12 protein-coding genes are annotated in these 14,026 nt (G+C 41.6%); 7 read left to right on the top strand and 5 right to left on the bottom strand.

From position 1 onward, the window contains the following. Positions 1-160: 160 nt before the first annotated feature. The 7 genes from AC3ZFK_RS03790 to AC3ZFK_RS03760 all read left to right on the top strand — a co-directional run bounded on the left by AC3ZFK_RS03790 (position 161) and on the right by AC3ZFK_RS03760 (position 11,060). The gene (locus tag AC3ZFK_RS03790; protein ID WP_489433730.1) at positions 161-3,646 is read left to right on the top strand and encodes a pilus assembly protein; all 3,486 of its coding nucleotides are present in this window, start codon (positions 161-163) and stop codon (positions 3,644-3,646) included. Positions 3,647-3,700: 54 nt separating this feature from the next. Continuing rightward, entirely contained in the window at positions 3,701-5,392 is a 1,692-nt protein-coding gene (pilM, locus tag AC3ZFK_RS03785; RefSeq protein WP_487507000.1) for a pilus assembly protein PilM, read from the top strand. Beyond that, entirely contained in the window at positions 5,392-6,081 is a 690-nt protein-coding gene (locus AC3ZFK_RS03780; protein ID WP_487506999.1) for a hypothetical protein, read from the top strand. The genes pilM and AC3ZFK_RS03780 overlap by 1 nt, the downstream gene beginning before the upstream one ends. Positions 6,082-6,098: 17 nt before the next feature. Next, the gene (locus tag AC3ZFK_RS03775) at positions 6,099-6,530 is read left to right on the top strand and encodes a hypothetical protein (RefSeq protein WP_487506998.1); all 432 of its coding nucleotides are present in this window, start codon (positions 6,099-6,101) and stop codon (positions 6,528-6,530) included. Positions 6,531-6,651: 121 nt separating this feature from the next. After that, positions 6,652-8,076, top strand: coding sequence for a type IV pilus secretin PilQ (pilQ, locus tag AC3ZFK_RS03770; protein ID WP_487506997.1), 1,425 nt, complete (start codon positions 6,652-6,654; stop codon positions 8,074-8,076). 18 nt (positions 8,077-8,094) lie between these two features. Continuing rightward, complete coding sequence (locus AC3ZFK_RS03765; protein WP_487506996.1) at positions 8,095-9,807, top strand: GspE/PulE family protein; 1,713 nt, start codon at positions 8,095-8,097, stop codon at positions 9,805-9,807. Positions 9,808-9,824: 17 nt separating this feature from the next. Beyond that, positions 9,825-11,060 carry a type II secretion system F family protein gene (locus AC3ZFK_RS03760; RefSeq protein WP_487506995.1) on the top strand — a complete coding sequence of 412 codons (1,236 nt, stop codon included), beginning with the start codon at positions 9,825-9,827 and terminating at the stop codon, positions 11,058-11,060. An 8-nt stretch (positions 11,061-11,068) separates the two neighbouring features. Here the strand turns inward: AC3ZFK_RS03760 and AC3ZFK_RS03755 are convergent, their stop codons facing one another. The 5 genes from AC3ZFK_RS03755 to AC3ZFK_RS03735 form a co-directional block, all read right to left on the bottom strand. Then, positions 11,069-11,500, bottom strand: a complete 432-nt coding sequence (locus AC3ZFK_RS03755) for a type IV pilin protein (RefSeq protein WP_487506994.1) — start codon at positions 11,498-11,500, stop codon at positions 11,069-11,071. Then, positions 11,490-12,011 (bottom strand): prepilin-type N-terminal cleavage/methylation domain-containing protein, encoded by a 522-nt coding sequence (locus tag AC3ZFK_RS03750; RefSeq protein ID WP_487506993.1) that lies wholly within the window; start codon positions 12,009-12,011, stop codon positions 11,490-11,492. The genes AC3ZFK_RS03755 and AC3ZFK_RS03750 overlap by 11 nt, the downstream gene beginning before the upstream one ends. Next, on the bottom strand, positions 11,992-12,540 hold the full coding sequence (locus AC3ZFK_RS03745) for a type IV pilin protein (RefSeq protein ID WP_487506992.1): 549 nt from the start codon (positions 12,538-12,540) through the stop codon (positions 11,992-11,994). The genes AC3ZFK_RS03750 and AC3ZFK_RS03745 overlap by 20 nt, the downstream gene beginning before the upstream one ends. A gap of 268 nt (positions 12,541-12,808) precedes the next feature. Further along, positions 12,809-12,982: a DUF7230 family protein gene (locus AC3ZFK_RS03740; protein WP_487506991.1), complete on the bottom strand. Its 174-nt coding sequence runs from the start codon at positions 12,980-12,982 to the stop codon at positions 12,809-12,811. 24 nt (positions 12,983-13,006) lie between these two features. Continuing rightward, positions 13,007-13,963 carry a hypothetical protein gene (locus tag AC3ZFK_RS03735; protein WP_487506990.1) on the bottom strand — a complete coding sequence of 319 codons (957 nt, stop codon included), beginning with the start codon at positions 13,961-13,963 and terminating at the stop codon, positions 13,007-13,009. Positions 13,964-14,026: the final 63 nt, after the last annotated feature.

The raw sequence follows: 14,026 nt of genomic DNA, 5'->3' as shown, positions 1-14,026 counted from the left end.
TGGTGGAGTCCATGACAATCAGAAGGGGGCATTTAGCTTTAAGATCAATAGTAATTATTTTATCGCTCAAATTAGTAGTTATGCTATTCAGAATATTCGATCCTCAGACGATAGTTTAAATATTAAAGATAATACGTTTTGTAGTAAGGATAGAGTTGCATTGAAGCTTTCTTCTCAAAAATCAGCCAGAATGAAAGCTGGAAATAATTACTGGAATACTACCGACAAAACAGCAATACAAAGAAATATGGTGTTTGATCATTTGGTTGATCTTGATGTGAAGCGCACTATCAGCTATGGCGTGCATAATCAAGAGAGAAACCCAAACTTGTCATCAGCCCTAGAGGCAGCTTGTGCTGCTGAAGCAGAGGGTAGTGCACCAGAAGATGCTCCAGCTTGTACATTAGGCGGAATGATCCTTCCTGGTACACCCGCATTAGACCCTACAACTTGCTCTGTCTATAATATTATTGAAGATGTGCAGATACCAAAAGGGGTAACACTTAGGGCGAATCCAGGCGTTAAGATTGAAGGAAAGTATAAGAAGATTAAAGTGGAAGGGGGGCTGGACTTTGCCGGATCAAAAGATAGCAAGGTCGTTGTTAATAACACAAATATTCAGCCAGCCGGTGATCCTGATAATCCTATATACACACTGAACCTCTCTCATTTAAAAATGACTGGAGGGTCTATTACGTTTAGTAAAAGAGATAGGGTTTTGACTGGATATTTTAATTTAAATAATTCGATATTGAAAAGTATTACTATTAGCGGCCAAAATCTTCGCGGAACTGCAGTAGTAACTGACAACACCATGGATCATAGTAGTATTACTTGTAATGATTGTGGAGTTCCTCTTGATTATTGGGGAAAACCCGGGAAAGGCTCTATTGTTATTAATGATAATGATATTGGGTTGAATTCCAGGGTTTACATTTCTAACAATAAACTTGAAAAAATCACAATTAATAATAATAATTTTGTAAATCGTAGTAATGGTGTGTACGTACACCCACACCGGTCAGTGTCAAACTACTATAAAAATTATGGTGGCTCTTATGATAAATGGACAAAGCCAGCTTTAGTTGAAATAAAGAATAATGCTTTTAACAGGGATAGTAGAGGTATTAATGTTGGTGCTGGGCTGTATGATATATCCAATAACACCTTTATAGAGAGCTCTGGAGTCCAATATTCTGGTGGAGTCCATGACAATCAGAAGGGGGCATTTAGCTTTAAGATCAATAGTAATACTTTTTGCCGTCAAAAGGGACAAGGTGGTAGTGCCTATAACGAGTATGCTATTTTTAATCAGAAAAAAGTTTCTGGCGATGATCCGGCGACTATTGTGCAAAACAACTTCTGTTCAACTGATAAATTCGCAGTAAGAATTGGCACAACACCAAATGATACAAGTGGCATGATTGCAAAGTATAACTTTTGGAATACTGGCAATCATCACACAATTGACTCGAAAATGATCTATGATCGATCTGACGATATTAATATATACAGCTTTATCCCCTACGTCCCTTTCCTCTCAGCTCCTTACGGGGAGTCATCTGGAGTATCACCAAAAGTTTCCCAGACATTGCCACAATGCACAGTAGTATCTTCTAATCGTGCTGGCAGCATCTGTGCCAAGGTATGTGAGGGGATAGTCTCTGATGGTGATGAGCCTGACCCTGAACCTACTGACCTTAATGTAGAGATGTTGTTGACCTTTCCACCCCCAGTTATTATCCCTAGAACTGAACCAAGAGGTAAAGATTCGATATTGCAAGCATCATTCAATATTAGAGTCGGGCACCAGTGGGAAGGGCAGTTGAAAAAATATGAATTGAAAAGAGATGGGACTGTTGGAAAGGAATTATGGAATGCTGGTGACCTGCTCTTTGAGAAAAGTTCTGACAATCGTAATATCTTCACAGTTGGTGATGGTTTGACTGTGAACGGCAAGAATAACTTTACACCCAATAAGGTAAATTCATTAAAACCCCTTCTCTATGGAGATAGCCATACAAATATAGATATTGAAGAGGCTGAAAAATTAATCAAGTTTGTTCGTGGCGAAGATTCTTTCAACGAGTTTCCTAATGATCAATCACCAGATCAGACTGAACGGTGGAAACTTGGTGATATTTATCATGCCGAGCTGGCAGTGATGGGTGGTCCGAATGCAAGAGTGACAGACAATCCCGAAGAGTCACATACTGATGCTGGTTACAGATATGAGTTGGGATACCATAATTTCTCTAAATCACACTCATATAGAAATAACAATAAAGTTGTGTTTGCGGGCGCAAATGATGGGATGCTTCATGCCTTTGACCTAAATCGTGGTGAGGAGTTGTGGGCCTTCATTCCACCTATGGTCGTTCCAAAGCTAAAGGATATGGTGTCAGCTGAACCCAACAAAAGTAGCAGTATCTTTGGGGTTGATGGATCACCTGTAATCAAGGATATCTATTTTAGTGGTCGCTGGCATACTATTTTGATGGGAGGTTTGGGCATGGGTGGTCATGGATATTATGTTCTTGATGTTACTAATCCAGATTCACCTGAGCATATGTTTAGTTTTTCCTATGATCCTGACACAAGAACTGGAACCAGATGGGTGGGGAGGAATGGCCAGAAATCTACCACAGATAGCTTTGATAAATTAGGTGAGGCATGGTCAAAACCACTGATTCTCCGGATTCCTATCTCTGGGCAGAGCAGATGGGTTGCTGTAATGGGAGGGGGCTTTAATGGCGGCAATATCCGAGAGTATGGGTCTGTTATCTATATTGTTGATCTGGAAAACAGTGGGCAATTGCTTCATGAAATTGAGGTTGAGGATCTTAGTGGTAATAAGATCTTTAACTCTGTACCTGCGTTCCTTACTGCAATTACACCTGATAGTAGTGACAAGGCTGACTACACAGGGGCAATGGTCTATTTCTCTGATCTTGAGGGTAAGTTGTGGAAGTTGAACCTTACTAATCAGGATGTAGCATTCTCTATGAAGCAGGTCTTTGATGCAGAGGCAGACAATTTGAATGGCAGATACTCTTATCACTCTGTTGCTCCAGCAATGGGAACAGATAACACACTAAGAATGTTCTACGGTACAGGGGATCTGCAAAAGTTAATGTCTGGCTCTCAGAATATTGATAACCGTTTCTTCGGACTTAAAGAGAAAAAATTTCCGCTGGTTGATACAGAAACTAAATTTACAGAAAACAGTCTGCTGGATACTACTGGAGATGAAGAGGCATGTTCCGCCGATGATGACAATGGGTGGAAGATAGAACTGAAACCGGGTGAAAAGACGACATCCAAGGCTATGGTTAGTTATGGCACTGTCTTCTTCTCTAGATACGAACCTCTAACGACTGATCAGTGTGCACTTGGAAAGACCTCCATTACCGGTGTAGATTACCAATGTGGCAGTGAGAAGTTTACTGTTGATTTAGGTACCGGAATAGCAACTGTGCCTACCTTATACAGAGGAAAGCTCTATCTTGGAATTAGTGGTGATTCCATTACAGATTTTGAGCTCCCTGAGGGATGGGTCAAGAAGGATAATCTACTGATGGGTGAACCTGGTGATCTCTCAAGTTGGGAAGGTGTCAAAATGAAGAGTTGGAGAGAGGAGTTCTGATGATCTGGATCAATTTAATTACTGGTAGATATATGCTAGAGTGATCATAGAGTTATGGCGAAAGATACAAAAATACTAAATGCTTTCCTGGGTGTGCTCAGCAAATATAGCCGTGCAGATGAGGAGATCATTGGTGTTGATCTTGATCCAGGGGCAATACGGGTCGCTAGACTTGCCCTGAAGAATAAAGAGTGGAGGGTCCTTGATCTTATAGAAGAGCTTATCGAGGTAGATCAATCACTATCCCCGATTGATCAGTCTAATCTCTATACTGATGCACTCAAAAGAATTCTTAAGCAGGAGAAGATAAAGACCAAAAATGTCGCTATCTCCATCCCTGTATCCAATGCGATCATCAAAGTAATCAGCATGCCGTCAATGACGGACAATGAGATTCAGAGTGCGATTGAATTTGAATCACTGTGGGAAAATATAGTACATATCTCTGAGGACCTGAGCCAATACACAATATTTCATCAGGTTATCAAGCGTCATATACAGACAAACACCATGGATCTACTATTTGTAGCGTCCAAGTTATCTGATATCAATGCCTATAACAAGATTATCCGTAACGCCGGTCTTGAGACGATAATCGTAGATGTCCGTTGTTTTGCTAACCGCAATGCTTTTGATATTGTGCTCAATACTGAAGGTGAACCCTCAGGTGATGCTGTGGCAATCGTCGAGTTTGGGGCTGTAGAGAATTATCTGCTGATCGTAAAAGATGATACTCCACATATTACAGATATCTTTGTCAAGGATAGCGATAAACGAGATCTGGATCGTGGTAGCTTTAATGATGAAGAGGCGGACAGCTTCTTTGATAGATACTCCATGCAGATTCGGCAGATACTCTCTGCCTATGAGCAGAAATATCAGTCTGGTTCCATCAAAACGCTCTATGTGATCTCTGATCTCACCAATGTCAGGAACTATCTAGAGTTGCTTGCAAACTCGTTAAGTGATCGCAACATCATCTACTATGATCCATTCTCAGAGATGAAGCTATCTGATAAGGCAAAGGATCTCGTTAAGAAACATAAAAACAGGTCAGTCTTCACTGCAGTTATTGGTCTCGCCTCCAGAAGCCTGGATATCTTTGGATACTACAAATATATAACTGGTGTAAAAAACATCAACCTCCTTCCTGATCGCTCAAAGCTCAAGAAGAAGAAGCAGGTGAATATTCTGCTACGTCTGCTGATTATTGTGATTGTTACATTGAGTGTCGGTGCAGGGGGGATAGAGTATATGATTCTCTCTAACGAGAAAGCGACACTTCTAAAACGTGTCGCACCATATGCACAATTAAAGGCCGATGTTGAGCAGAAGCAGGCGCAGCTAACAAAATTACTTGCGGATAAGAAAAAATTGAGTGCAAATCTGAGGTTTGGTGAACAGATAACAACCAACCAGATGCAGCTTTGGAACTTCTTTAAGACTCTGAACTCCTCCATTCCAGAATCTACATGGCTACACTCCATACGCTATAAGAGAGATAACTCTGTTGATGTTGTGGGCTATGCAATCAACGATGAAAGCATTCTTAATTATATAAATACTCTTTCCAAGGGTGATGAAATAGATGGTATTGTGCTCTCCACCATGGAGCTAAAAAGTCTTGAGAATGAGATGGTAGATCAGCGTTATGAGGTCAAGGCTTTCAAGATCATTGTGACTCTCAAAAATCCTGTCAAGGTTGTAAAGGGTAAAGATCCTGCTGGTGTAAAGGAGGATAAGTGATGGCTGCCTTATCATTTAGCGCAAAGATTAAAGATCTGCTGGGCAAAAAAGAGAGTAACAAGATGGCTGTCAACTCCATGCAGGATATAGAGGAGAACAGTGAGGTAGCGCGTTATCAACAATTATTAATTGTCCTGACCTTGGCTATTGTCTCTATTGCTGCAGCTGTAGCTACTGTGTATTATCCATATCAGGCGGAAATAAGTGAGCTTGAGAGAAAATACAAAAAGATTGGATCACTTAAAAAAGATCTGGCACAGATCAATGGAAAGCTTGATATACAGACCGCACTTCTGGAGGAGAAAAGGGTAGAGTATGAGCGACTTACCAGGATATTCCACTCAGAAAGTGAGCTTGAAGAGTTGTATGAGAGTATTAGTAAGTTGGCAATCAGATATGGCATGAAGGTATCTGGGTTTAGCAGGAAGAGACCAGAGGCTATTTATGAAGAGAGAAAGAAAGGCAAAAAGAAAAAGAAGAGGAGTAGTGACAGAGAGGTTTTGTATTACAAGATGAAGGTTGATATCAGTATGACTGGCAACTATCTTGCGTACATGAGGTTTATAAAAGGTCTTTCAGAATTGAAAAAGGCTGTAAATACAGAAGAAGAGACAATCACTATGGATAACGAAAAAGGGGGAGGGAATGTTAACGTACATGTAACTCTCTCTACCTATCGTCTTCCATGAGGGAAAATGGTATAGATATGAATATGAAGATAATGCTGAGTATGGTTTGTGCAATCCTTTACACAACGGCAAATTATGCTGAGGAACTGCCCAACCCTTTTACTCCACATGTTTTCATTAAGCAGGTTTTGCCACCTCCACCCATGATGCCAGAAGGTGTCCCCGGTGAGGATGTGACAGTAGAGGATCAGATTGCTGAGCATCCATTGAAAGCGTTAGATCTTACCAAGTACTTTGTGAAGGGGATCATCTTATCTGATGAGCAGGCAATCGTTTTGGTAAACGCTGGTCCAGGCAAGGATTATTTTATGCAGAAGGGGGATACTCTAGGAAAGAGTGATGCCGTAATTGAGGAGATACTACAAGATCGCATGGTTCTTATGCAGGATGAACAAAAGGTTGTGATTAAAGTACGTAACAATGAGGAGACCGCCCGTTATGGCTACTAGAAATCTCATAAGGTTATGTATGACAGCATTGGTTGCACTGACTCTCTTAGTGGGATGTTCAAATAATAAAACGAAGGATGATGGGGTTCTAAGTGAGAGACAAATTTCACCAAAAGAGTTCATGAAGAATAATCAGCAGGTCATTGATGAAACACTGGAAATAGGACCTGCTGTAAGTAAATCTCTGTCGGTAAGTTTGATAGAGAAAAAGAGGGTGTTCATTAATCGTGAGGAGGTGGACGATTACACATCAATCAGCAAACAGATTGGGATTGAGGATGGTATTTTCAATATAACTATCAATTTTGATGGGGTGGATATACATGCAGCCATGAAGATGTTGGCCGCAACGATTAATACTAATATTCTGGTGGGTGACGAGGTATCAGGTTTTGTATCCATACAGTTGCTTGATGTTCCATGGAATAAGGCACTTGATGCAATGTTAAAGACAAAGGGTCTTGCAATGCATGTGGATCATGAGGCTAATATCATTCGCATTCATAAAGGTGATACGTTAATTGCACAGGAGGATTTTGAGAGAGAACGTATCGAGAGAATGAAACAGAATCTCTCATTGAAGAAGGGAGTAGAACCACTAGAGACTGAGATTCTGCGTATATTCTATGCTGATTTGCAGACTGTCAGATCACAAATTTTGGAGATGATGCGGGATGTAAATGCAGATGCTGGGCCTGGAGGATCTAGAATACAGATTACAGCAGATGAGAGGCAGAAGAGTCTTATAATCAAGGCTGCACGAAAAGAGCTTGACCAGATAGCCACCCTGGTTGAGAAGATTGATGTACGTACTAAACAGATTCTGATTGAGGCATTTATTGTTGAGGCAGGGAAGGATTTTGATAAAAGATTAGGTGCAGAGCTAGGGTTCTATAGACCTGGAGGTTCTGGTACTGCCAAGAGCAATGAATACTCAGGAATACTGTCTGGAACAGCAGGAGCACCTACATTGAGCAGCACTACTGGCCAGGCTGTGAGTGCATCTATAACAGGTGCTGTGGGTGGTTTTGGTGTACTGGTTAATACCTCCTCTGCACAACTTAAGGCTGCACTGAATGCGTTAGAGGAAGAGATGGTCAGTAAAACTGTCTCGAACCCAAAAATTTACACATTGGATACAGAGACAGCAACCATATCCCAGGGTAAGGAGCAGCCATACGATACCCCTACTGGTGATGGCAGCTCTAACACTGATGTCTCATTCAAAGAGGCACTTCTTAAACTTGATGTGACTCCAACTATTGTTGGTGACGGTAATATTATTATTGATATTGCGCTTCAAAAAGATACTGTTGGAACAGGATCAACACCACCGATTAACAAGATGGAGATTAAGACCAGACTTCTTGTTGAAGACAAATCTATAGTTGTAATTGGTGGTATCTATGAGGATGTTGAGAAGAAGACGGAGACAAAAGTACCACTGTTTGGTGATATTCCATTGATTGGTAATATGTTCCGTTCTGATGTAGATGATATAGATAGGGATGAGTTGTTGATATTTATTTCACCTCACGTTATTTAGTTTGTTTAAAACCATCTTATGATCTGTCTCTCTGATGATGTAACCAATACGGTAGCTACCCAACTGCTTTCGCAGGAGAGCATTACATCTGATATTTTAGATAATAACAAAAAGATATCAGCTGAAAGTGGTGAGTGCCTTATACAGACGCTGATTGATAATGGATTTTTGACGCAGGAAAAATTGGCAGATGAAATTGCCAGTCTTTATGGGCTAAGACGGATCTCACTCAAAAAAAATGATGATGTAGAAGATAAATCCTACGCTATGCTGAGCGATGATTTTATCATTGAAAATCAGTTAATCCCATTTTCCAGATCACTTGATACAATCAAGGTTGCTATTGCCGACCCTACAGCATTGAGTGTTATGGGGCATGTAAAGATTTTGACTGGACGCAGGGTTGAGACATTTGTGGTGACCTTTGATGAGGTGAGGTCAATTATTTCCAGAAGACAAGGAAAGTATTTTGGATCTACGGCACAGAGACAGGATAAGCAAAATAACACTTCGGAAGATAATGAAGACTCTTCTGAGATTGTAAGATATGTAAATCAGATTATTGAGCAGGCTATTATTGAGGGGGCCAGTGATATTCACATCGAGCCATTTCGTGATAGTTCAAGACTGCGCTACAGAGTAGATGGCGTTCTATCCGCTCAATCAGAAAAGTTAATAAGTGGGTTTTCAGTCTCATCTGAATCAAGTTTTTTGCATGAACATTATGCTGCGGTTACCACCCGTGTAAAGATTATGGCAACACTGGATATCTCTGAAAAGAGGCTTCCACAAGATGGTGCGATAGTTTTTAATGCCAGGAACACCAGTGTGGATCTTCGAATATCTGTACTACCAACCAATAATGGTGAACGAGTGGTGATGCGTATTCTGGATAAGGGGGCAATATCAATGTCGATTGATTCCCTTGGATTTGATGCGGGTGATCTACATAAAGTCAAGAGTGCAATTGATGCTCCTCAAGGTATGGTGCTGGTCACAGGTCCGACCGGATCTGGTAAAACCACAACACAATATGCAGCACTGCAGAGAATTAATAGAGAAGAGATCAATATTCTGACAGTTGAGGACCCTGTGGAATACAACCTTGATGGTGTTGCTCAGGTGCATGTTAAGGAGAATATTGGCCTTACCTTTGCAAGTGCACTACGCTCATTTTTGAGACAGGACCCTGAGGTCATACTGGTTGGTGAGATTCGTGACAGGGAGACGGTTGATATTGCGGTGAAAGCGGCACTCACAGGACATCTGGTTCTCAGTACACTCCATACAAATGATGCAATTAGTACAATCACCCGTCTATTGAATATGGGAGTTGAGCCATATCTGATTTCATCCTCGCTAACTCTCATTATTGCACAAAGATTGGCGCGAAAGATCTGCCCATCATGCAAAACTATAGATGATTCAGTGGATGAAAATATGCTGCGTTCTGTGGGATTCTCTCCTGAGGAGGTAACAAGAATAAAAACATACAAGGGTGATGGTTGTGATGAGTGTCACGGACGTGGAACCAGGGGAAGAAGGGGAATTTACGAGGTTCTGAAGATTACTGACCGGATCCAGGAGGCCATTTTGGATAATGCATCAATCCATGACCTTGAACGAATCTCTGGTGAAGAGGGATTTATTACTATGCAAAAAAGTGCACGTGGCCATCTTCAGACAGGAGAGATCAGTTTTGAAGAGTTTCATCGCGTGATGATTACTTAATTTATTAGTAGTAATAAATGGCGAAATTCACATGGAAAGGATTAAAAGATGGTGCCTATAAGGAGGGTATCATTGATTCAAAGAATGAGCATGAGGCTGCATACCTTCTAAGAAAGCGTCATATAATAATCTCCCACATAGATAGCGTTGATCAGAAGGGAAGCGGTAAAAGTCTGCTATCTAAACTTTTTTCTGAACAAGACTCGGAAAAAAATATCAAGCCAAAAGATGTTCTGGTATTCACGAAAAAATTATCTACCATGGTTAAGGCTGGTCTCCCTGTTGTGGATACATTGGCGCTGCTTACCGAGCAGATGGATAATAAATCCTTCAAAAAAATTCTGAAAGATATTCATCTGGATATTGAGGGAGGAAACTCAGTCTCGGTTGCTTTTTCAAAGTATGACAAGCTGTTCGGGAATATTTATGTCAATTTGGTGAAGGCTGGGGAGGCAAGCGGCAAGCTTGACTCATTCCTTGGAAAGCTGGTTGAGAATCTGGAAAAGACTGCAGAAATCAGGGCGAACATAAAAAGCGCACTTTTTTATCCGGTGATTCTTTTGGTTGTGTCGTTAGCGGTGATATCAATCATGCTGATCTATGTTGTGCCTATCTTTGTTGAACTTTTTGCGTCGGTAGGGGGAGAGCTTCCTGCCCTTACTCAGATGATTATGTCGGCAAGTGATTATGTGCGAGATCCGATGAGAGGAGGCATAACATTTGGTGGTGTGGCTGTAGGATTCTATCTTCTAAAAAAGCAGGTGCAATCAAATTATACGTGGCGTCGTAAATACCATCGGATACTGTTAAAGATGCCGTTAATTGGCGATCTCATCATCAAATCTGGACTCTCTAAAATTGGTCTCATCCTTGGTAATCTATCTGCTGCTGGTGTTCCTCTTCTCGAGGCACTAGAGATATCTGCAACCTCAACCACCAACATTCCTCTTCTTGAATCAATGAACAACATCAAATTGGGTGTTTTTTCTGGAAGCCCACTATCAGAACTATTTGAGAAGGAGGAGATTATCCCTGCAACATTTGCCCAGATGGTAAAAGTAGGGGAGGAGACAGGAAATATGGAAGAGATGTTTGAGTCAATCTCCAGATACTATCAAGAGGAGCTAGATGCCGCAGTTCAGCATCTCACATCAATGCTTGAACCAATAATGATTGTTTTCATGGGGGCTACGATTGGATTTATCATTATTGCTATGTATCTGCCAATCTTCCAGATGGGGCAGATGATATAGCAGGGGAGTTACCAGTCGCTTCCTGTAGAGCTTGTCCGTACATTGTTTTGATTGATTGAATACCAGGTGCTGGTGTCGCTGCGTTTGTACGTAACAGCCATGTACTCTTCCTCGGTATCAGATGACCCGATACAGAAAAAGAAACTTTCATCATCAAGCGTCTCTACATCGTCAAACAACGACGTATTGATCAAGCTGGTGTGATCGCTACCAGAGCCGCAACCAGACGCAGTGCTGAAATATTCGCCGTTATCAGAGCTGTACTCCACCTCTGTTAGATAAATTAACTGGAGTGAGTTTTGGGCAGCACTGATTTTTACACTATTAATATAGCCATTGTAAACAGGGATTGCGACAGCAGAGAGAATTCCTATGAGTGCAACAACAACAAGGAGTTCAACAAGTGTGAACCCCTTGTTGTTGTACAGGTTACCATTCAAGAGCAAATGTTTGAGTTAATGTCTCTTCGGAATCATCCTTTGGGTTTTCAGCTTTTCCAGTGATTGAGATATCGCCATCAGCAGCCACTAGCTTGATATCACCCTTGTCCGGATCAGTTGTTATAAAGGCATTTTCATTAGTATATGGGTTTTTCCATCCATCATATTCAAAGTGTGACACCAGTATAGGTGCAAGAGTTGCTGCTGTTACTTGACAAGGGGTGTAATCTGTAGCTCCTGCACTGGCGGACTGTTTTAGAGACATCACATCACTTATACCGCACTTAGTCAGCTCTGCGGATATAAGAGATGAGGCATTGTTGAAGTTTGCCAGTGTTGCATTGTACTTAGCTGTTTTTTGATAACCCTGATACATTGGGATACCAACTGCAGATAGAATACCGAGGATTGCAACCACTATAAGAAGCTCGATAAGTGTAAACCCAAGAGATTTTTTCTGAAGAATCATTTTATTAGTCCTTTTAGCCCTATTATTCAATACGTATGACATTTTTCATTTCGACCAAATAACCTTCAGCACCAGGATCATCGATATCAGGATCTATTGCTGTGGTTTTAATCCAGATCTGATTGCCAGCACCAGAAATATGTATTCTACCGGCCTCAGCCTCAGTTGGTTGAGCGCTCTCACTGTAGACCTGTATATCCTCAACATTCATTGGGTTCATCCATTGATCCCCCTCAAAGTGATCCACGAACAAGGGTGCAAGAAGATTACCCTTTCGTTTGCTTATGTCTTTACAGTCAATGGCACCAGCTCCACCAGCTGTTATACGCTCACCATCAGTTCCTTTGAGATCTAGTCTCTTGCCCATGCCACACTTTGTAACTTCGGAGGATACGAACGTAATAACCTGTTTATGGGTGGCCTTCACAGCATTGAATTTGGCGGTTGCCTGATAACCTTGGTACATCGGAACTCCAACAGCAGCCAGAATCCCGATAATTGCAACAACAACGAGTAGTTCGATAAGTGTAAAGCCACTTATATTTTTTCTTGATATGTGACGACTATTCATTTTTCTCTCCTCTTGTTAACTAAAATAGATACACACGACTATATATTACAATTACCTGTTTATAAAGCCTTATAACCAAAGAAATAATGTCTGAATTAAATCTGAATTATTTGAGACTTTTATGCTGTCCGAGAAGCACCGCTATGCGCATAATGTATATTATGTTAAATAATGTCTGATGGTCATAATAATGACTCACCCATCATAAGCCCCCCTTCTTCTATTTGGTATCTTCCTGGCCAGCGGTTGCCAGCCATGTTGTTTGTTCTTAATTCCTATCTTTCTTCTCTTTATCAAGCTGTCCTGATTTTTCTGCCTCATCCAGTCCGCGCTCAATCTCCTCTCGTTCATCAACAGACTCTTTGGATCGATCAACCATCACCGTTGCCTTGTTGTAGGTTTTTGAGTGTTTGGCGACAAAGTTGCGGGGCTTTTTACTCATCAGGGTCAGGATATCTTGTTTTGATTATTTGGTTGAGGCACCAAACCAGAACTCCTCCCCCTTCTCCAGAAACATCTCTGCCGGCATTAGATGGGTACCATCGCAGGAGAAATTGACCTCTACCAGGCCGCTTATAATATTGAAGGTGCCGGTGCGCAGGTAGATGGTATCGTCTGCGCTACGTAATTGTGCGAAGCGATCAAGAATGGGACGAACCATATCAGTGGTAATCTTTGCGTTATCCGGATAGGTGCGGCGTGGATAGGCAAGACAGATTGAGGGATCAAGAATCTCCTGAAGAACGTGTGTATGTTCATCGTAGGGATCTTCCAGTAGCCATAGTGTAGCCCTGGAGCTAGGGAAACGAATTGCCGCCCGAAACACTCCACGCTCTATTACAAGCTCATCCATCAGACTGAGCACATCATCAACGTGTTCATCCATGGGGCCGGGAATAAAATGCTGTTTGAAAAGTTGTTGTCGAATTGCCGGATCACCCTTCAGCTGCTGCCAGGTACATCCCGGGAATATTGCATGTTCATCCTGAGGAAGATGTCTCAGGTCAAAATCCCCCACCAGATATCCTGTGATCTCACCGCTATATGTGATGGGATGGATGGCTGTAATGCATGTTCTGTGCAACATTGGACTTATATACACATCTGTCAGAGTCATGCGATCAAGCTTCCCTTCCAGCAGAGATGAGAGGAGGAATTCGTGCCTTACATCTTTGGCGTCAGCTGCATCATCACTGGTCATGATATTACTATGCAGCTTTGCATCAGTGGTTATTGTATAGAGACGAGTACAGAATGAGAGATCTGCCCATGGCTGAAGCTTCTTGTCCAGCATGCGGTTTATCTTTTTTTTATGATCCCATACAGATGAGCACTGGATCGCAACCCTTTTCATTATGGGTGACAAGTACTCAACCAGATGCTTGCGTCGCGTCGTAATGGTGTCAGCAAGAAATGACTTCATCAGACAGCTCTCCTCCCTAGATATAGTTACCGAGTATAACTGTAGCAGTGAAGAGGGTTTGCT

The sequence above is a fragment of the Candidatus Thiopontia autotrophica genome, from assembly GCF_982804495.1.
This window is presented reverse-complemented; position numbering and strand designations above follow the sequence as displayed.